Source organism: Klebsiella terrigena (assembly GCF_012029655.1).
In the GTDB taxonomy this organism is placed as follows: Bacteria; Pseudomonadota; Gammaproteobacteria; order Enterobacterales; family Enterobacteriaceae; genus Klebsiella; species Klebsiella terrigena.
In genome coordinates this window covers 1014287-1034124 of sequence record NZ_CP050508.1, presented here as the reverse complement: position 1 = coordinate 1034124, position 19838 = coordinate 1014287, and the positions used below count along the sequence as shown (strand labels likewise).

18 protein-coding genes and 3 tRNA genes are annotated in these 19838 nt (G+C 60.0%); 10 read left to right on the top strand and 11 right to left on the bottom strand.

What is annotated here, in order from left to right:
* The first annotated feature begins 1 nt into the window (after position 1).
* Genes fucI through fucR form a run of 4 tightly spaced genes read left to right on the top strand, consistent with a single transcriptional unit; the run spans position 2 to position 4446 of the window.
* Positions 2-1777, top strand: a complete 1776-nt coding sequence (fucI, locus tag HCK03_RS04985; RefSeq protein WP_167691212.1) for an L-fucose isomerase — start codon at positions 2-4, stop codon at positions 1775-1777.
* A 51-nt stretch (positions 1778-1828) separates the two neighbouring features.
* Entirely contained in the window at positions 1829-3247 is a 1419-nt protein-coding gene (gene fucK, locus HCK03_RS04980) for an L-fuculokinase (protein ID WP_167691211.1), read from the top strand.
* A 1-nt stretch (position 3248) separates the two neighbouring features.
* On the top strand, positions 3249-3671 hold the full coding sequence (fucU, locus tag HCK03_RS04975) for an L-fucose mutarotase (protein ID WP_123552058.1): 423 nt from the start codon (positions 3249-3251) through the stop codon (positions 3669-3671).
* 58 nt (positions 3672-3729) lie between these two features.
* Positions 3730-4446, top strand: a complete 717-nt coding sequence (fucR, locus tag HCK03_RS04970; protein ID WP_041147009.1) for an L-fucose operon activator — start codon at positions 3730-3732, stop codon at positions 4444-4446.
* Between the two features lie 63 nt (positions 4447-4509).
* On the opposite strand, the gene rlmM is transcribed toward fucR, so the two are convergent.
* Genes rlmM through gcvA form a run of 3 tightly spaced genes read right to left on the bottom strand, consistent with a single transcriptional unit; the run spans position 4510 to position 6935 of the window.
* Positions 4510-5610, bottom strand: a complete 1101-nt coding sequence (gene rlmM, locus HCK03_RS04965; protein WP_076945971.1) for a 23S rRNA (cytidine(2498)-2'-O)-methyltransferase RlmM — start codon at positions 5608-5610, stop codon at positions 4510-4512.
* Positions 5603-5998 (bottom strand): DUF423 domain-containing protein, encoded by a 396-nt coding sequence (locus HCK03_RS04960; RefSeq protein WP_041147011.1) that lies wholly within the window; start codon positions 5996-5998, stop codon positions 5603-5605. Before HCK03_RS04960 ends, rlmM begins: the two co-directional genes overlap by 8 nt.
* Positions 5999-6017: 19 nt before the next feature.
* Positions 6018-6935, bottom strand: coding sequence for a glycine cleavage system transcriptional regulator GcvA (gcvA, locus tag HCK03_RS04955; protein ID WP_041147012.1), 918 nt, complete (start codon positions 6933-6935; stop codon positions 6018-6020).
* A gap of 434 nt (positions 6936-7369) precedes the next feature.
* Here gcvA and csdA point away from each other — a divergent pair, with 434 nt between their 5' ends.
* Both csdA and csdE read left to right on the top strand, forming a co-directional pair.
* A complete protein-coding gene (gene csdA / locus HCK03_RS04950) occupies positions 7370-8575 on the top strand; it encodes a cysteine desulfurase CsdA (RefSeq protein WP_041147013.1) in 1206 nt (401 codons plus the stop codon).
* Positions 8575-9015 carry a cysteine desulfurase sulfur acceptor subunit CsdE gene (csdE, locus tag HCK03_RS04945; protein WP_041147014.1) on the top strand — a complete coding sequence of 147 codons (441 nt, stop codon included), beginning with the start codon at positions 8575-8577 and terminating at the stop codon, positions 9013-9015. Before csdA ends, csdE begins: the two co-directional genes overlap by 1 nt.
* Positions 9016-9021: 6 nt before the next feature.
* Here the strand turns inward: csdE and tcdA are convergent, their stop codons facing one another.
* Both tcdA and mltA read right to left on the bottom strand, forming a co-directional pair.
* Positions 9022-9837 (bottom strand): tRNA cyclic N6-threonylcarbamoyladenosine(37) synthase TcdA, encoded by an 816-nt coding sequence (gene tcdA / locus HCK03_RS04940; protein ID WP_115191993.1) that lies wholly within the window; start codon positions 9835-9837, stop codon positions 9022-9024.
* 68 nt (positions 9838-9905) lie between these two features.
* Positions 9906-11003, bottom strand: a complete 1098-nt coding sequence (mltA, locus tag HCK03_RS04935) for a murein transglycosylase A (RefSeq protein WP_041147016.1) — start codon at positions 11001-11003, stop codon at positions 9906-9908.
* A gap of 214 nt (positions 11004-11217) precedes the next feature.
* Between mltA and HCK03_RS04930 the strand changes: the two genes are divergently transcribed.
* The 3 genes from HCK03_RS04930 (at position 11218) to HCK03_RS04920 (ending at position 11540) form a co-directional block, all read left to right on the top strand.
* A tRNA-Met gene (locus tag HCK03_RS04930) sits at positions 11218-11294 on the top strand.
* Positions 11295-11342: 48 nt separating this feature from the next.
* Positions 11343-11419 (top strand) — tRNA-Met (locus HCK03_RS04925).
* 44 nt (positions 11420-11463) lie between these two features.
* Positions 11464-11540: transfer RNA gene (locus tag HCK03_RS04920), tRNA-Met, on the top strand.
* A 165-nt stretch (positions 11541-11705) separates the two neighbouring features.
* Here HCK03_RS04920 and cobS read toward each other — a convergent pair.
* The 6 genes from cobS to amiC all read right to left on the bottom strand — a co-directional run bounded on the left by cobS (position 11706) and on the right by amiC (position 18222).
* Positions 11706-12449 (bottom strand): adenosylcobinamide-GDP ribazoletransferase, encoded by a 744-nt coding sequence (cobS, locus tag HCK03_RS04915; protein ID WP_041147017.1) that lies wholly within the window; start codon positions 12447-12449, stop codon positions 11706-11708.
* Positions 12446-12991: a bifunctional adenosylcobinamide kinase/adenosylcobinamide-phosphate guanylyltransferase gene (gene cobU / locus HCK03_RS04910; RefSeq protein ID WP_167691210.1), complete on the bottom strand. Its 546-nt coding sequence runs from the start codon at positions 12989-12991 to the stop codon at positions 12446-12448. The genes cobS and cobU overlap by 4 nt, the downstream gene beginning before the upstream one ends.
* Positions 12985-14508 carry a cobyric acid synthase gene (locus HCK03_RS04905; protein WP_167691209.1) on the bottom strand — a complete coding sequence of 508 codons (1524 nt, stop codon included), beginning with the start codon at positions 14506-14508 and terminating at the stop codon, positions 12985-12987. The genes cobU and HCK03_RS04905 overlap by 7 nt, the downstream gene beginning before the upstream one ends.
* Before the next feature lie 65 nt (positions 14509-14573).
* Entirely contained in the window at positions 14574-15533 is a 960-nt protein-coding gene (gene cbiB / locus HCK03_RS04900; protein ID WP_167691208.1) for an adenosylcobinamide-phosphate synthase CbiB, read from the bottom strand.
* Between the two features lie 334 nt (positions 15534-15867).
* The gene (gene cobD / locus HCK03_RS04895; RefSeq protein WP_148250395.1) at positions 15868-16953 is read right to left on the bottom strand and encodes a threonine-phosphate decarboxylase CobD; all 1086 of its coding nucleotides are present in this window, start codon (positions 16951-16953) and stop codon (positions 15868-15870) included.
* 15 nt (positions 16954-16968) lie between these two features.
* The gene (amiC, locus tag HCK03_RS04890; protein WP_041147022.1) at positions 16969-18222 is read right to left on the bottom strand and encodes an N-acetylmuramoyl-L-alanine amidase AmiC; all 1254 of its coding nucleotides are present in this window, start codon (positions 18220-18222) and stop codon (positions 16969-16971) included.
* Between the two features lie 229 nt (positions 18223-18451).
* Here amiC and argA point away from each other — a divergent pair, with 229 nt between their 5' ends.
* Positions 18452-19783 carry an amino-acid N-acetyltransferase gene (gene argA, locus HCK03_RS04885; RefSeq protein ID WP_041147023.1) on the top strand — a complete coding sequence of 444 codons (1332 nt, stop codon included), beginning with the start codon at positions 18452-18454 and terminating at the stop codon, positions 19781-19783.
* Positions 19784-19838: the final 55 nt, after the last annotated feature.

The window sequence follows — 19838 nt, the reverse complement described above, 5'->3', positions numbered from 1 at the left end:
AATGAAAAAAATCAGCTTACCGAAAATAGGCATTCGCCCGGTCATTGACGGACGTCGCATGGGCGTACGCGAGTCGCTGGAAGAGCAAACCATGAACATGGCGCAGGCCACCGCCGCGCTGATCGGCGAAAAGCTTCGCCACGCCTGCGGCGCGCAGATCGAGTGCGTCATTGCGGATACCTGCATCGCCGGTATGGCGGAGTCCGCGGCCTGTGAAGAGAAGTTTAGCCGCCACAACGTCGGCGTGACCATTACCGTCACCCCCTGCTGGTGCTACGGCAGCGAAACCATCGATATGGACCCGATGCGCCCGAAAGCCATCTGGGGCTTTAACGGCACCGAGCGCCCGGGAGCGGTCTATCTCGCCGCCGCCCTGGCCGCCCACAGCCAGAAGGGCATTCCGGCCTTCTCGATCTATGGTCACGACGTTCAGGACGCGGACGATAGCGCGATCCCAGCGGACGTCGAAGAAAAGCTGCTGCGCTTCGCCCGCGCCGGGCTGGCGGTTGCCGCCATGAAGGGCAAAAGCTATCTCTCCGTCGGCGGCGTATCCATGGGGATTGCCGGCTCCATCGTCGATCATAACTTCTTCGAATCCTGGCTCGGCATGAAGGTGCAGGCGGTCGATATGACCGAGCTACGTCGGCGCATCGACCAGAAAATTTATGATGAGGTGGAGCTGGAGATGGCGCTGGCGTGGGCGGATAAAAACTTCCGCTACGGCGAGGACCAGAACGCACAGCAGTACAAACGCAATGCCGAGCAGAGCCGGGCGGTTCTGAAAGAGAGCCTGCTGATGGCGATATGCATTCGCGACATGATGCAGGGCAACGCGAAGCTGGCGGACAAAGGGCTGGTGGAAGAGTCGCTGGGCTATAACGCCATTGCCGCCGGTTTCCAGGGCCAGCGCCACTGGACCGATCAATACCCGAACGGCGATACCGCCGAGGCGCTGTTGAACAGCTCGTTTGACTGGAACGGGGTGCGCGAGCCGCTGGTTGTCGCGACCGAAAATGACAGCCTCAACGGGGTGGCAATGCTGCTGGGCCATCAGCTCACCGGCACCGCCCAGATCTTTGCCGACGTCCGGACCTACTGGTCACCGGATGCGGTTGAACGGGTGACGGGTCAGCCGCTTACCGGGCTGGCGCAGCACGGCATTATCCACCTGATCAACTCCGGCTCTGCGGCGCTGGACGGCGCCTGTAAACAGCGCGATGCCGCCGGCAACCCGACCATGAAACCGCACTGGGAAATCTCGCAGCAGGAGGCCGACGCCTGCCTCGCGGCCACCGAGTGGTGCCCGGCGATCCACGAGTATTTCCGCGGCGGCGGCTACTCCTCGCGCTTCCTCACCGAAGGCGGCGTGCCGTTTACCATGACCCGGGTCAACATCATTAAGGGCCTGGGGCCGGTCCTGCAAATCGCCGAAGGCTGGAGCGTCGAGCTGCCGAAAGAGATGCACGACCAGCTGGATGCGCGCACCAATTCCACCTGGCCAACCACCTGGTTTGCGCCACGTCTGACCGGCAAGGGCCCGTTCAGTGACGTCTATTCGGTGATGGCGAACTGGGGGGCCAACCACGGCGTGCTGACCATTGGCCACGTCGGTGCGGACTTTATTACCCTCGCCGCCATGCTGCGCATTCCGGTCTGCATGCATAACGTGGAAGAGGCGAAAATCTATCGCCCTTCAACCTGGTCAGCGCACGGGATGGATACCGAAGGTCAGGACTACCGCGCCTGCCAGAACTATGGCCCGCTGTACAAACGTTAATACGTTCCGCCCTTTCATCGCGAAAGGGCTTTTTTTGTTTCAGGAGCAATGATGAAACAAGAGGTTATTCTGGTCCTCGATTGCGGGGCAACCAACGTCCGCGCCATCGCAGTCGATCGGCAGGGGAAGATTGTCGCCCGCGCATCGACCCCCAACGCCAGCGACGTCGCGGCGGAAAACGGCGCCTGGCACCAGTGGTCTCTGGAGGCGATCCTCCAGCGCTTCGCCAGCTGCTGCCAGACGCTCGCGGCTGAGCTCGCCGCCTGCCGCATTCGCGGTATTACGGTCACCACCTTTGGCGTCGACGGGGCGCTGGTCGATGAGCGCGGCGCCCTGCTCTACCCGACGATCAGCTGGAAATGCCCGCGCACCGCGGCGGTGATGCGCGACATCGGCAGAATAATGCCGGCCCAGCGGCTGCAGGAGATCTCCGGCGTCGGGGCCTTCAGCTTCAATACCTTATATAAGCTGGTATGGCTGAAAGAGAACCACCCGCAGCTGCTGGAAAAGGCGCACGCCTGGCTGTTTATCTCATCGCTTATCAACCACCGCTTAACCGGCGAGTTCACCACCGATATCACCATGGCGGGTACCGGCCAGATGCTGGATATTCACCGGCGCGAGTTTAGCCCCGAGATCCTGCAGGCGGCAGGGATCCCGCGCCGCCTGTTCCCGCGGCTGGTTGAGGCGGGAGACAAAATCGGCACCCTTCAGCCTGACGCCGCCGCGCTGCTGCAACTCCCCGTCGGGATACCGGTATTCTCCGCCGGGCACGATACGCAGTTTGCGCTGTTTGGCGCCGGCGCCCAGCAGGACGAACCGGTGCTCTCCTCCGGCACCTGGGAAATCCTGATGGTGCGCAGCGCCGGGGTTAACACCCCGCTGCTGAGCCAGTACCCCGGCTCAACCTGCGAACTGGACAGCCAGCCCGGCCTGACCAACCCCGGGATGCAGTGGCTGGCGTCCGGCGTGCTGGAGTGGGTGCGTCAGCTGCTGTGGACGCCGGAGACACCGTGGCACACGCTGATTGAGGAAGCGCGCCTTATTCCCGCCGGCGCCGAAGGCGTGAAGATGCGCTGCGATCTGCTGGCCTGCCGGGACGCGGGCTGGCAGGGCGTAACGCTGAATACCACCCGCGGCCATTTTTATCGCGCCGCGCTGGAGGGCCTAACCGCCCAGCTGCAGAGCCACCTGCGCACTCTGGAGAAAATCGGCGGCTTTAAGGCCAGCGAGCTCCTGCTGGTGGGCGGCGGCAGCCGTAACGCGCTGTGGAATCAAATTAAAGCCAACGCGCTGGATATGCCGGTTAAGGTGCTCGATGACGCGGAAACCACCGTTGCCGGCGCGGCGATGTACGGCTGGTTTGGCGCCGGCGAGTTTGCCAGCCCGGAACTGGCCAGAGCCCAGGTGCACTACCGGTACCGCTACTTTTATCCACAAACCGAACCTGAACTGATAGATGAGGTATGACATGCTAAAAACTATCTCGCCACTCATCTCCCCCGAGCTGCTTAAGATCCTGGCCGAGATGGGCCACGGGGATGAAATTATTTTTTCCGACGCCCACTTCCCGGCCCACAGTATGGGGCCGCAAGTCGTTCGCGCCGACGGCCTGCTGGTCAGCGATCTCCTGCAGGCGATCGCTCCGCTGTTTGAGCTCGACGGCTACGCGCCGCCGCTGGTGATGATGGCGGCGGTAGCGGGCGACGCGCTCGACCCCGACGTTGAGCGCCGCTATCGCGATGCGCTCTCCCGGCAGTCGCCGTGCCCGGAAGTCATCCGCATCGATCGCTTTGCGTTCTACGAGCGGGCGCAAAAAGCCTTTGCGATCGTTATCACAGGGGAGCGCGCGAAGTACGGGAATATTCTTTTAAAAAAAGGAGTAACGCCGTAATCTCATGCCGGAGCGCCCGCCTGATGCGGGCGTTTATTGACTGACAGGGTGAGAGAAAATGAAAGCGGCACGCCAGCAGGCGATAATAGACCTGCTGATCAACCACAGCAGCCTGACGACCGAAGCCCTATCGCTGCAGCTCGCGGTCAGTAAAGAGACGATTCGTCGCGACCTCAGCGAGCTGCAGTCGCAGGGCAAAGTGCTGCGTAACCACGGGCGCGTCAAAATCATTCATCGCCAGAGCCAGGACAGCGGCGATCCGTTCCACATCCGCCTCAAAAGCCACTATGCCCACAAAGCCGATATCGCCCGCGAGGCCCTTGCCTGGATAGAAGAAGGGATGGTTATCGCCCTCGACGCCAGCTCCACCTGCTGGTATCTGGCCCGTCAGCTCCCGGACGTCAACCTGCACGTGTTTACCAACAGCCAGCCCATCTGCCAGGAGCTGAGCAAGCGCGAGCATATCCAGCTCACCTGCTCCGGCGGCACCCTGCAGCGCAAATACGGCTGCTACGTCAGCGCTTCGCTTATCCCGCAGCTCCGATCGCTGGAGATCGATCTGTTCGTTTTTTCCTGCGAAGGTATCGACAGCAACGGTGCGCTTTGGGATTCAAATACGGTTAACGCCGAGTTCAAGTCCCTGCTGCTCAAGCGGGCGGCGCAGTCTTTGCTGCTGATCGATAAGAGTAAGTTTAATCGCTCGGGCGAGGCCAGCATCGGCCATCTCGATGACGTGACGCACATCATTTCTGATGAGCCCATCGCGGCAAAATAGCCGGCAGGAGAAGGGAGAGGAGAGCCCGGATAGCGGTGCCGCTACCCGGGAGACGACGCGAAGCTAGCGCTCGTCGCGACGACCGCCAACCGCAGCCCACAGGCGGCGAATATGAACGGTGACTTCTTCACGATCGTGATACAGCTGGCGCGCCTGAATCTGCGCGTTAATGCCGTGCTCATCCAGCTGTTCCTGGATGTAGGCCAGATTGCGCGACAGCTCTTCATAGCGCTTTTTCATCGGCAGCTTCAGGTTGAAGATAGTCTCGCGGCACCAGCCGTTGACCAGCCACTGCGCCATCAGCGCCGCAACCTTAGCCGGCTTTTCCACCATGTCGCACACCATCCATGAGATGTTGCTGCGGGTCGGGCGGTAGCGGAAGCCATCTTCACGCAGCCAGGTCACCTGTCCGGTATCCATCAGGCTCTGCGCCATCGGGCCGTTATCGACCGACGAAACCCACATGTTGCGCTTCACCAGCTGATAGGTCCAGCCGCCGGGACAGGCGCCAAGATCCACCGCATACATGCCGTTGCCCAGGCGCTCGTCCCACTCATCGGCCGGGATAAAGACGTGGAACGCCTCTTCCAGCTTCAGCGTAGAGCGGCTCGGCGCATCGGCAGGGAATTTAAGCCGCGGGATCCCCATATAGAACGGGGAGTTGTTGTTGGAGTAGGAGTAGCCGGTATAGCAGCAGCCCGGAGCGATAAAGAATACGTGCACCACCGGACGCTTCGTGGTTTCGTAGCTGGTCAGCACGCCCGCTTCACGCAGGGCCGCGCGCAGCGGAACCGTAAGCTTACGGCAGAACTTCATCAGCTCTTTGCTTTCATTGGTATCGGCCACTTCAACCCGCAGGTCGCCACCCTTCTCCACCACGCCCTGCAGCATGCCGACAATCGGCGTGATGCGATCTTCCGGCGGCAGGTCGCGAAGCAGTTCGCCGACCACAAACATCTGGCGGGCAAAGACCAGCGAGCTGAACGGCAGTTCGCGCGCCAGCTTGTCGCCATCTTCCATCTGATAGCATTCAAAAATCACGTACCCGGCGTTATCTTTCACGCGGGCAAAACCAAACACCTCAAGGCGGGATGCCTTATCGGTAATTTCTGCTGCGCACTCCTTCTCAAACCCGGGGCGACAATAGAGGACAACCTTATTCATGAACAACGCCCTTACGTTTCAGACGAATTGCACCAATTAACATTAAGACCCAACCGGCGAGGAAGCTGACGCCTCCCACCGGCGTAACGAACGCCCACAGGCGTAAATGCGACAGCGCCAGGCAGTAAAGGCTGCCGCTGAACAAAACGGTTCCCAGCGCCATAAAGACGCTGCTCCAGTAAAACCAGATGCTGATGCGGCGCTGCATCGCCACCGCCAGGCCAAAAATGGCCAGCGTATGGAAGGCCTGGTACTCAAGGCCGGTATGGATCCAGCCCATTTCCGCAACGCCCAGCGACCGGCTTAACACGTGCGCGCCGAAGGCGCCCAGAGCAACAAAGATAAAACCGCTTATCGCGGCGAATATCAGCATAAAACGGCTGGTCATGTTATTACCCTACAATCATTTATTGTTCGTAACGAAAACGAAATTTTTCTTGTTCACTTGCCGCTTTCGCCAGTATCCACTGCCGGAAGGCGGCTATTTTACCCAGTTCAGCCTGACTGTCATGACAAACCAGATAAAAGGCATTTTTACTGACCAGAACATCATTAAACGGACAGACCAGACGGCCGGCTTCAATTTCGGACTGGGACATCACGTTATTGGCGAGCGCGACCCCCTGTCCGTGAATGGCCGCCTGCAGCACCATTGCGCTGTGGCTGAAAATCGGCCCCTGCTGGACGTTAATATGGCTTAGACCCAGCTGGCGGGTATAAGTTTGCCAGTCGCGACGGGAAGCATCGTGCAATAGCGTATGTTGCGCCAGATCCGCAGGCGTTTTCAACGCTTTGTCACCGGTCAGCAGCACCGGCGAGCAAACCGGCAGCAGATACTCGGCGTACAGTTTTTCGACGCGCAGCCCCGGCCAGTTGCCGCGACCGTAGAAAATCGCCACGTCAACGTCATCCGCCAGCTTGTCCTCCTGACGGTCCACCGCCTGGATTCTGACGTCAATTCCCGGATAAGCTGAGTTAAAGCTTGAAAGGCGCGGGACCAGCCACTGAATCGCAAAACTGGGCAACAGGCTGACCGTTAACGCCCCTTTTGCGCTTCGCGCCTGCAGTTTACGCGTCGCCTCCGTCAGCTGCGAAAAAATATCTTTAATATCCTGGAAATAGCTCTGGCCCTCTTCCGTCAGCAGCAGCGATCGATTGCGCCGCCGAAACAGCTTCAGCCCAAGAAAGTCCTCTAGTGACTTGATTTGGTGACTTACTGCGGCCTGGGTCACAAAAAGCTCATCGGCTGCGCGAGTGAAGCTTAAATGACGTGCGGCTGCATCAAAAACACGTAATGCATTCAGAGGTGGTAATCGCTTTGACATGGTTATTCTGGCTTAGATGTTAAGGCAATTTAACAAACAGGAAACAACGTTTAACCTATTAGTTTTTTTTATCTGAGCCATTATAATTTGTCCGTTGAGGTTCTACCAGCAAATACCTATAGTGGCCGCACTTCCTGAGCCGGAACGAAGAGCTTTTTTTGGAATGCGTGTTCCAACAAGCTTTTGGCTTACGGTTGTGATGTTGTGTTGTTGTGTTTGCAATTGGTCTGTCTTTGCGGACCATGGTGGCTAAGCTACCCCCTTTTCACTTCCTGTACATTTACCCTGTCTGTCCATAGTGATTTAATGTAGCACCGCAACGCGCGGTGCTTTTTTTTGCCCTGAATTTCCCCTCTCTTCCTTATCCGGTGCTTGTCAGCCTTGCCCTGACGGATAAATTGCGCGACGATCGTCGTATTGCAACGAGGAGCTCCATGAACGCATTCAATCCCGCTCAGTTTCGCGCGCAGTTTCCGGCTCTGGCCGATGCCGGCGTTTACCTTGATAGCGCGGCGACGGCGCTAAAGCCGCTGGCCACCATCGAGGCCAGCGATCGGTTCTATCGCCTCAGCGCCGGTAACGTGCACCGCAGCCAGTTTGCCGCCGCCCAGCGCCTGACCGAACGTTATGAAGACGCCCGCGAGCGCGTCGCGGCGCTGCTTAACGCGCCGTCGGGCAAAGATATCGTCTGGACCCGCGGCACCACCGAAGCCATTAACATGGTGGCGCAGAGCTACGTTCGCCCGCGCCTGCGGCCCGGCGACGAAATCATCGTCAGCGAAGCGGAGCATCACGCCAATCTGGTTCCCTGGCTGATGGTGGCCGAGCAAACCGGCGCCCGGGTGGTGAAGCTGCCCATCGGCGCCGATCGCCTGCCTGACGTGGCGAGCCTGCCCTCCCTGATCACGCCGCGCAGCCGGGTGCTGGCCATTGGCCAGATGTCTAACGTGACCGGCGGCTGCCCGGATCTGGCGCTGGCGATCCGCCTCGCGCACGAGGCGGGAATGGTGGTGATGGTCGACGGCGCGCAGGGCGCGGTGCATTTCCCGGCCGACGTCCAGAATCTGGATATCGACTTTTACGCCTTCTCCGGCCATAAGCTGTACGGCCCGACGGGGATTGGCGCGCTGTATGGTAAAAGCGAACTGCTGAACGCCATGTCGCCGTGGCTCGGCGGCGGTAAAATGATTACCGAAGTCACGTTCGACGGGTTTAAAACCCAGCCCGTCCCCTATCGGCTGGAGGCCGGCACGCCAAACGTCGCCGGCGTCATTGGCCTGAGCGCGACGCTGGAGTGGCTGCAGGAGACCGATATCGCCCAGGCCGAAAGCTGGAGCCGCAGCCTGGCGACGCTGGCTGAAGACGAGCTGGCGAAACGTCCGGGCTTCCGCTCCTTCCGCTGCCAAAGCTCAAGCCTGCTGGCGTTTGATTTCGCCGGCGTGCACCACGGCGATATGGTGACGCTGCTGGCGGAGTCCGGCATCGCGCTTCGCGCCGGGCAGCACTGCGCCCAGCCGCTGCTGGCGGCGCTTGGCGTTAGCGGCACCCTGCGCGCCTCGTTTGCGCCTTATAATACGCAGGATGACGTTTACGCGCTGGTGCATGCCGTTGACCGCGCTCTGGAAATTTTGGTGGACTAATGACGACTCCCAACCCGCAGAACCATCCGTTTGGCACCGCTATCACTGAAGCGACGCTGCGGCAAACCTTCGTCCCGCTGAGCCAGTGGGAAGATAAGTACCGCCAGCTGATTGTGTTAGGCAAAAAGCTGCCGCCGCTGGCGGAAGAGGTTAAAGCCCACACGACGGAGATTGCCGGCTGTGAAAACCGCGTCTGGCTGGGGTATAGCGTGCGCGACGGTCGGCTCCATTTCTTTGGTGACAGCGAGGGACGGATCGTTCGCGGCCTGCTGGCCGTGCTGCTGACGGCCGTTGAGGGGAAAAGCGCCGCCGAGCTGCAGGCGCGCGATCCGCTGGCGCTGTTCGACGAGCTGGGGCTGCGCGCGCAGCTTAGCGCCTCTCGCGGCCAGGGCCTCGCCGCGCTGGGCGCCGCGGTGCTTGCCGCGGCCCGCGAGGCTTAACCCGAGCTAAAGCGCCTGGCCCTGACGCCCGGCTTTCGCCAGCATTTTCTTCAGCGCATGCGATACGGCGACAAAACCAAAGGTGGCGGTAACCATCGTTGCCGCCCCAAAGCCCGACGCGCAGTCCATTCGTTTGGGGCCTTCCGCGCTGCTTTTCATCGCGCATACGCTGCCGTCTGCCTGGGGATAAACCAGCGCCTCGGTCGAGAACACGCAGTCGATGCCGAGCTTGCCCTTACTGTTTTTGACCACTCCGAACTGGCCCTTCAGGCGCTCGCGCAGCTTCGCCGCCAGCGGATCCTGAATCGTTTTCGCCAGGTCCGCCACCTGAATCTGGGTCGGATCAATTTGCCCACCCGCACCGCCGGTAGTCACCAGCGGCACCTTATAGCGACGGCACCAGGCAATTAACGCCGCCTTCGGCCGCACGCTATCGATAGCGTCAATCACGTAGCTGAAGCCCGCGCCCATATATTCGGCCACGTTCTCCGGCGTCACGAAATCGTCAATCACCGTCACCTGACATTCAGGGTTGATCAGCCGGATGCGTTCCGCCATCACCTCGGCTTTCGCCAGCCCGACGTTGCCGCCCAGGGCATGAATCTGCCGGTTGGTGTTGGTGACGCAGACGTCGTCCATATCGATAAGGGTAATGGCGCCAATCCCGGTTCGTGCCAGCGCTTCTGCGGCCCAGGAGCCGACGCCGCCGATGCCCACGACGCAGACGTGCGCGTCGGCAAAACACTGCAGCGCTGATTCACCATACAAACGCGCCGTCCCACCAAAACGCTGGCGCCAGGCGTCGCTAATTACAACAGACATATAACCTCAGAATAAAATGGCCGCTTCCCCGACGCGCGCGTGCCGTCGGGGCAGCGGAGAAAGGAGTGTTAGCCGCTAAAGACGTTGCCCGTGCCCGGGGCGTTTTTCAGCACCCAAACGCGGCCATAGTGGTTATACCAGCCCGCGCGATGCCCGGCATCCGCACCGATACCCTGATAGATATCGAAGTGCTGGCCTTTAATCGCGCCGCCGACGTCCAGCGCAACCATCAGGCGCAGCTCGTACTGACCGTTAAACTTGCCTTTATTATCCAGCAGCGGGACTTCCGCCAGCAGGGTGGTTCCCGGCGGGATAATGCTGCGGTCAGAGGCGACCGACGCGCGGCCAATCAGCGGTACCGCGCTGGCGCCTTTCACCGGGGCGAAGGATTGCGGTTTAAAGAAGACGAAGGACGGGTTCTCTTCGAGCAGCGCGCGCACTTCGGCTTCGCTATGGGTTTCACCCCATTCGCGGATCGCCTGCATCGACATATCTTCTCTCTTTACTTCACCGCGATCGATAAGCACTTTACCGATGCTGCGATACGACCAGCCGTTCTTCCCGGCATAGCTGAAGAAGTTCAGCGGCGAGCCGTCGCCAAAATCGATATAGCCGCTGCCCTGGACATCCATAATGAAGTTGTCCATCAGCGAGTTGCTGTAGGCCAGGATATAGCTGTCGCTCAGCCCGCCGGCGTAGATGCTGGCGCGGGACGGAAGCTTGCCGCGCTTCGGCGGCATGCGGTAAATAGGATACTGGAACTCACCCTGGCGGGTGTGGCGCGCCTGCACCACCGGGGTGTAGTAGCCGGTAAACTGCACGTTGCCGTAGCTATCGGCGCCCTGCATCTGCCAGGCGTCAATGCCGTACTGGCTCAGCGTGCGGGTATCGCCGCCGGCGCTTAGCCACTGCTGCAGGGAGTTATAGACGTTGCTCTGGCTATTATAGAGGCGCGGAGAGGCGCTGCGGATCTGCCTGACCTGTTCGGAGAAGTCGCCCGCGTTAATTGGCGTGCCGACCGCATCAGGTTGGTTAACCAGTGAAAACGGCTGGGTAAGCTTTCCTTCATTATACTGCTGACCGCGATCGGTCGGTTTCGAGGAGCAGCCGGCGAGCATCGCCAGTATTGCTCCGGTTGCCACATACTTTGCCCAACATCCTTTCATGGTATCTCTTCTTTTGCCGCTTAGTACCGGTTCGTGATGAGGGAAGATAACAAACCGCCAGGGCTATTGAAATGCGATAAAGCAGCACAAATACAAAATCGGCTAAAAAACGCGCTAAAAACGGTTCTTTCTACACCATTCATTACAAAATTATCGATTTAGCTGAAAAAGGGTTGCATCAAAACGTTAGCAGAGTATAGTGCGCATCCACGGACGCGGGGTGGAGCAGCCTGGTAGCTCGTCGGGCTCATAACCCGAAGGTCGTCGGTTCAAATCCGGCCCCCGCAACCAATTAAAATCAGAGAAGTAAGCTTTACTCGATGGAAGAGTAAAGACGGACGCGGGGTGGAGCAGCCTGGTAGCTCGTCGGGCTCATAACCCGAAGGTCGTCGGTTCAAATCCGGCCCCCGCAACCAATTAAAATCTGATGCAAGTTTACTCGATGAAGAGTAAAGACGGACGCGGGGTGGAGCAGCCTGGTAGCTCGTCGGGCTCATAACCCGAAGGTCGTCGGTTCAAATCCGGCCCCCGCAACCAACACAATAAACACCCTCCCGGGTGTTTTTTTGTTTCTGCGCTTCCCGCACGATAGCTTCTGCCCGCCGGTTCACGGCCCCGAACGACCTTTCTTAGCAGCAATACTCAGATCCGGCCTCATCGCCTGGTGCGCCATCGCCGCGTGCAGCAATGGCGCAGCGTGGCTCACAGCAGGGCCAGCAGGAAGATCAGTTCGCCGAGCTCAATGGCCGCTCCCAGCGTATCGCCGGTTTGCCCACCGAGGGTGCGCTTTAAGAGCTGACCGAGAATGAAAATCGCCGCCACGCTGACCGCCAGCGCCGCCACTCCGCTCATGCCCGGCAGCAGCACCGCCGCGAGAATAACCGCGAGCCCCAGGGTTACGCAGGTTTGTCGCCCGCTCACCTTGCCGATAAACACGTTGCCCAGCCCCTCTTCCCGCGCATAGCGGTGGCGGTACATCAGCAGCACGCTGGCTCCCCGCCCTACCGCACAGGCTGCCGCCAGCGCCGCCAGCATCGGCGTGCCGCGCAGCGCCAGCTCGCTGACCACCAGCACCTTCGCCAGCAGCACAAAAATCAGCGCCAGCCCGCCGTGGGTTCCCAGCCGGCTGTCGCGCATAATCTCCAGCATCCGTTCACGACGGCGGGCGGAAAACACCCCGTCGCAGGTGTCGGCCAGTCCGTCGAGGTGGAAGCCGCCGGTGAGCAGCGCCAGCGCCAGTACGGCAAACAGCGCCGCCAGCGGGATGCCGCACCACGCCTGCACGGCGAGAAATACCAGGCCGCTCAGCAAGCCCAGCAGCGCGCCGACCACGGGAAAGGTGACAATACCGCGAACGTAGCGGTCGATATCCAGCCCCTGCGACCAGCGCTCCGGTACCGGTAAACGGCTGAGAAAAGAGAGCGTTGCCCAAAATAGTTTGATCATTTTATTTTGACTCCAATACCTGATACCACCAGCCAGACCTCATCCGCAGCCGCCGCCAGGCGCTGGTTAACCCGACCGGCGATATCGCGAAAATGCCGCGCAAGGCGATTCTCGGGGACAATCCCCATTCCCACTTCGTTGGTGACCACCACGATCTTCGCCGCAGAGCGCTGGCAGGCGGCGATCAGCGAGTGGACCTCGTCATCAATCATCCGCTCCATGGCCGCATAATCCCAGCCATCGGGATCGCTGTCACCGCCGCAGGCAAACAGCAGGTTGGTGACCATGGTGGTGATACACTCCAGCAAAATAGCTTCGTTAGGATCGTCGTGCGGGGCAATCAGCTTATCAAGATGCTGCCAGCGCTCGACGGTGCGCCAGTGCGCCGGTCGGCTATCGCGGTGATGCTGGATCCTCGCGGCCATCTCCTCATCAAAAATCTGCGAGGTGGCGAGATACAAAACCTGCGGTGAGCCGGCGATCAGCGCTTCGGCGTGACGGCTTTTCCCGCTGCGCGCGCCGCCGGTGACCAGAATCAGCATGATGGCTCCTGATGCTGCTGCATAATGTGGTAAATTTTTTCAATATCAATATGTTGACGCATTGCATCCGCCAGAATATCGAACTGCTGCGACTTGTACTGCGCGTAGTGGAGGGTGCTATCCAGCGCCGCCAGGCCTTTGCGTTGACGCAGGCCGTTGACCAGCGCGCGGGTGAAATCATCGCTGTCGAACAGGCCGTGCAGGTAGGTACCAAACGCCAGCCCGTCGTCCGTCATCGCCCCGTCCGCCACCGTCCGCCCCTCTTTTTCCAGCTGCAGCAGCGGCCGGCAGTCGCCTTGCCGGGTCGTTTCACCCATATGAATTTCGTAGCCGCGCACGCGCAGCGCGGAGGCGCCCGTCAGCCAGCCAGGGAGCGCAGCCGCCATCGTCGCCTCAACCAGCGTCGTGGTTTTATGGCGGGCAAAGTGCGTTACGGTATTGAGCAGCCCCAGGCCGGGCAACATGCCCAGCCCGGACTCCACGTCATCGAAGATGGTCTCGCCAAGCATCTGGTAACCGCCGCAGATCCCCAGCAGCGGAATCCCCTGCTGATGTGCCTGCAGCACGCCCTGCTCCATCCCGCTTTCGCGCAGCCACCGCAGATCGCCCAGCGTATTTTTGCTGCCGGGCAGGATCACCAGGTCGCTCGTCGTCAGATCCTGGGGATGACGAACGTAGCGCACGCGCACGTCCGGCTGCGCCGCCAGCGCGTTGAAATCGGTGAAGTTGGACGTATGCGGCAGCTGAACCACTGCAATCTCAATCTCCCGCGGCGCGGTGCTCAGGTATTTTCCCTTCTGCAACGCCACGCTATCTTCATCTTCCAGATCGACCTCCAGCCACGGCAGCACGCCCAGCACCGGAACGCCGGTCAAAGTCTCAATCTGTTCGATGCCCGAGTACAGCAGCGCCACATCGCCGCGGAACTTATTGATGATCACCCCTTTCACCCTGGCGCGCTCCTGCTCCTCAAGCAGCGCCAGCGTCCCGTAGATGGCGGCAAACACGCCGCCTCTGTCGATGTCGGCAACGAGGATCACCGGACACTGCGCCATCTCCGCCATGCCCATGTTAACGATATCGCGATCGCGCAGGTTGATCTCCGCCGGGCTGCCGGCGCCCTCGAGAACCAGCACCTCATACTCCTGCGCCAGGCTGCGGTAAACCTCAAGGATCTGCTCGCGCAGGCGCGGCTTGTACTCGTGGTAGCTCACCGCGTCCATATGGGTCGCCACTTTTCCCATCAGCACCACCTGCGCGTTGAGATCGCTGGTTGGCTTTAACAGTATCGGGTTCATGCGCACATCCGGCGCGATGCCCGCCGCTTCGGCCTGGAAGATCTGCGCCCGTCCCATCTCTTTGCCATCGGCGGTGATGCCCGAGTTCAGCGCCATGTTCTGTGATTTAAACGGCGCCGTGCGCAGGCCGTCCTGGTAAAAAATTCTGCACAGTCCCGCCACCAGCACGCTTTTTCCCACGTCGGATGCCGTACCTTGCAACATAATTGCCCGCGTCATGGGGCCTCCTTTATCGCGTTCTGTCGCCTTCGCATTAAGCTCATCTTTCGCTATAGCCGCGGCGTTCATGCCGCGCCGGCCAGCAGATAGCGCGCCAGCATAAACAGCGCCAGCGCCAGGGTTGATGCCACCCACATCAGCCGGATCGTGCGGGGGATATCGTCGACTGAAATGTCGCGCACGTCGTCGCCAATCCACGGCTTTTCTACCCGTTGGCCAAAATAGTTGTTTGGACCGCCCAGCCGAATCCCCAACGCGCCGGCCACGCTGGCTTCCGGCCATCCGCAGTTGGGGCTGCTGTGGTTATAGCGATCCCGCCAGCCGATACGTACCGCTCCGGGACCATCGTTGCGGCATAAGAAGGCCGCCATACTCAGCAGCAGCCAGCTCAGACGGGCGGGAATAAGGTTGGCAACATCATCAAGGCGGGCGCTGACCATGCCAATAGCGCGATACTTTTCGTGCTTGTAGCCCACCATTGAATCGAGGGTATTCACCGCCTTGTAGGCCATAGCCAGCGGCGCGCCGCCGATCAGCAGGAAGAAGAGCGGGGCAATAATGCCATCGACGGTGTTCTCCGCCACCGTCTCCACCACCGCGCGGTTAATCTGCTCCGGCTGGAGCTGAGACGTGTCCCACCCGACAATCCACGAGAGCTTCTCGCGGCTCTGCGCCAGGTCCCCCTCGCGCAGCGGACGCTCAACATCGCGGGCGGAGGTTGCCAGGCAGCGGCCGGCCAGCAGGGTAAAAATCATCCACACCTCAATCACCCAGCCGAGCCAGGGATGGATGCTTTCCGCCAGCGTCAGTACGCCCCAGGAAACGCCCCACGTCAGCCCTACCACCGCCAGCCACATCAGCCCTCCGCCGATGCGTAGCGCCCTGTCGCTGCGGCAGTAGCGCCTGACGACGCGTTGCGTGGCGGTAATGAGGTGGCCAATCCAGCGTACCGGGTGGGGCCAGCGCGGGGGGTCGCCGATGATGAGATCGAGGAGCCAGGCGACGCTCCAGGCAAGTAGCGTCATCGCGCGAGCCTCGAAGACGCCTGTCGGCGTACGGGAATAGATGAATGGAGTCTTGCCGCCATACCCGGTTCCTGTTCAGGGTGGTCGGAGGGCAAAGGTGCAACAGCGGTACGCTTTCGCCGGTACGCCTCTGAGCACCCTACTTACCACCGAGGTTGTTGGTGATAACCAACAGGCAGGATTTCTGGCTTAGCGTCAGCATCGCAGCGGCGGGGAATTTTGGCTCCCGTCGCTGGCACCCGTTGGTTGATATCGCGAAAGCATCCTGAGGCTCTGCCGTTCGCGCAATAAGGAACGGCATTATGCCACACCGATGCGCCGGCGGCTTGCGAAGTCAGACGCCGACGGGCAGGATCTTCGCCAGCGCCGCAAGCAGCCGCTGATTCTCTTCCGCGCTGCGGATCGCCACGCGGAAATAGCCCGCCCCGAGGCCGGGGTAGTTGGCGCAGCTGCGTATCAAAATGTGCTGCTGCAGCAGGGCATACTGCAGGTCGATGCCAGGAATATCGGCGCGCAGAAACAGATAGTTTGCCTGGCCCGGATAGACCGTCAGGCCGGGAAGCTGGCGGAGCTGCTGGTAAAAACGCCGGCCTTCTTCCGCCAGCCAGCGCCAGGTCTTCTGCTGGTAGGCGCTATCCTGCAGAATAATTTCCCCCGCCAGCGCGGCAAACGCGTTTATTGACCACGGCATCTGCCGCTCGCGCATCCTGGCGACGGCGCGTTCATCGCCGTTGACCAGATAGCCCAGCCGCAGGCCGGGGATGGCATAGAACTTGGTCAGCGAGCGCAGTACCCAGATATGTGGGTTATCGCGCAGCAGAGGAATAAACCCCGGCTGGTCGGGAATGAAATCGATAAAAGCCTCATCGAGGATCAGCGCGATGTCTAGCGCTTTGCAGCGCGCGGCAATCGCCGCCAGCAGGTGGCTCTCCGGCAGCAGTCCGGTTGGGTTATTGGGCGTACAGAGGAACAGGCAGTCGAGGTCCGGCGTCAGAGCCGCGAGAAGGGCCTCGGTCAGCTGCCAGCCGTCCTCTTCCCGCAGGGCGAACTCGCGGATCGCGCAATCTACCGCGCTCAGCGCGCGGCGATATTCGGCAAAACCGGGCACTACAATCATCGCCTGACGCGGCTTCAGGCCACTTACGACGGTGAAAATAGATTCGGTTTCGCCATTGCCTGCGACGATCCACGAGGCGGGAATATGGTGATGCTCTGCCAGCGCCTCGTGCAGCTGCTGATAGTCCACGTCGGGATAGCGCTCCGCGCGGTCAAGATTAGCGATCAGGGCGCGTTTGAGGCTTTCAGGCATGCCCAGCGGATTAATATTGGCGCTAAAATCGAGCAGCTGTGCGGGCTGAATGCCCAGCAGCGCCGCCGCCTCTCGCGTATTGCCGCCGTGGGCGCTCTTTAACAGGGCCATCTCCCGCTCCTTTCATCAACCACGCCTTGCCAGCGTTGCGCCATCGGCGAAGTAGGCCTTAATCCCCGCCAGTATCGACTCGGCAACTTCCTGCTGGAAGGTCGCCGTTTTCAGCTTACGCTCCTCCTCCACGTTGCTGATAAACGCGGTTTCGACCAGGATCGACGGGATATCCGGCGCTTTCAGCACCGCAAAGCCGGCCTGTTCCACCTGGTTTTTGTGCAGGTTATTAATTCTGCCCATCTTCTGCAGCACGGCCTTACCAAACTTCAGGCTATCGGCGATGGTCAGCGACTGCACCATATCAAACATCGTATGGTCGACGTAGCGATCGCCGCTCTTGCTGACGCCCCCCACCAGATCGGCGGCGTTCTGGGTTTGCGCCAGATACTTAGCCGCGGTGCTGGTGGCGCCTTTGGTTGAGAGCGCGAATACCGAAGAGCCGCTCGGCTGTCGGCTGGTAAAGGCATCGGCGTGGATCGAGACGAACAGATCGGCACGCTGTTTTTGCGCCTTGGCGACGCGCACCTTCAGGGGAATAAAGACATCTTCATTGCGGGTCATATAGGCCTTCATATTTCCCTCTTTTTCGATCAGCGCCCGAAGCCGCCGGGCGATCTGCAGCACCACGTCTTTCTCACGGGTGTGGTATTTACCCACCGCGCCGGAGTCTTCCCCGCCGTGTCCCGGATCGAGCATGATCACAATCGGCCGGTCGCGCCCGGCTTTACCCGGCTTCGGCCCGCTTTCCGCCGGCGGCACCTGACGATCGAGATCGCCCTTGTTGTAATCCTCCAGCAGCGCCAGCAGCGGATCCTGCACGTCGGTCGCCGTAGACGGATAGAGATCCATCACCAGACGCTCTTTAAAACCGGCAACCGGCGCGAGGGCAAAGAGCTGCGGTTTCACGTTCTGTTTAAGCTCAAACACCATGCGCACCGTCTGCGGATCGAACTGGCCGACGCGGGCGGACTTAATATAGGGATCGTCGTCGCGAATGCTGGTTCCCATGCCCTTTAGCACGGAATTAAGGTTGACCCCTTCCAGATCGACCACCAGCCGCTCCGGATTGCTCAATGCAAATTGCCGATATTTCAGCACATGGTTGGATTCCACCGTAACGCGCGTATAGGTTGACGACGGCCAGACGCGCACCGCGACGACCTGTGCAACGGCGGCTAAACCAACCGGACTGACGCTCATTAACCACATGGCGCTCGCCCCCTGTAAAAAACGGCGACGGCTTAATCCTGACTTGTATCCCGGCATGCCACTCCCAAGCAATAAAAACGCTTTCGTATCCAAAACAAACAGATTGACCGGAAACTTTAACGAAAGCCGTATAACCTGTCATCAATAAAAGGGTAAACAATCTTTGGTAGCACGCGTTAAGTCACAGTTCTTTCGCATATTGGTGACAAATTTTGGCTTGCGTTTACGCGCAAAACAGAATAAAAATACACTTATTACGAATAATCATGCATTGAGGGTTGTGGTCATGGTGAAGGAACGTCGCACCGAACTGGTAGAAGGATTCCGCCATTCAGTTCCCTATATTAACGCCCATCGGGGAAAAACCTTTGTTATCATGCTGGGCGGCGAAGCCATCGAGCATGAAAATTTCTCCAGTATAGTCAATGACATTGGCCTATTACATAGCCTGGGCATTCGCCTGGTGGTGGTCTATGGCGCGCGCCCTCAGATAGACGCTAACCTGGCCGAGCATCATCACGAGCCGCTTTACCATAAGCAAACGCGCGTGACTGACGCCAAAACCCTCGAACTGGTTAAACAGGCCGCCGGCATGCTGCAGCTGGAAATTACCGCGCGCCTGTCGATGAGCCTCAATAACACCCCGCTGCAGGGCGCCCACATTAACGTCGTGAGCGGTAATTTCATTATTGCCCAACCGCTTGGCGTGGATGACGGCGTCGATTATTGCCACAGCGGGCGCATTCGTCGTATCGATGAAGAAGCGATCCACCGCCAGCTTGATAACGGCGCCATCGTGCTGATGGGCCCGGTTGCGGTATCGGTCACCGGCGAAAGCTTTAACCTGACTTCCGAAGAGATTGCCACCCAGCTGGCCATTAAGCTGAAAGCGGAAAAAATGATCGGCTTCTGCTCTTCGCAAGGGGTGTACAGCCAGGAGGGTGAGATCGTTCCCGAGCTGTTCCCGAACGAAGCCCAGGCTCGGGTTGAAGAGCTGGAAGCGGAAGAGGACTACAACTCCGGTACCGTGCGTTTCCTGCGCGGTGCGGTGAAAGCCTGCCGCAGCGGCGTGCGCCGCTGCCACCTGATCAGCTACCAGGAGGATGGCGCTCTGCTGCAGGAGCTGTTCTCGCGCGACGGTATCGGTACCCAGATCGTCATGGAGAGCGCCGAGCAGATCCGCCGCGCCACCATCAACGATATTGGCGGTATTCTTGAGCTGATAAGCCCGCTGGAGCAGCAGGGAATTCTGGTGCGCCGCTCCCGCGAGCAGCTGGAGATGGAAATAGATAAATTCACCATTATTCAGCGCGACAACACGACAATCGCCTGCGCCGCGCTCTATCCGTTCCCGGAAGAGAAAATCGGTGAAATGGCCTGCGTGGCGGTCCATCCGGACTACCGCAGCTCATCGCGTGGGGAAGTGCTGCTGAACCGCATCGCGACCCAGGCAAAACAGATGGGGCTAAGCAAACTGTTCGTGCTGACTACCCGCAGCATCCACTGGTTCCAGGAGCGCGGCTTTACGCCGGTGGATATCGACCTGCTGCCGGAAAGTAAGAAAGAGATGTACAACTATCAGCGCCGCTCCAAGGTGATGATGGCCGATCTTGGCTGAGTGAGCGTTCCCCTTTGCCGGCAGGCGTAGCGCAGGCTGGCAAAGAGGAAGCAGT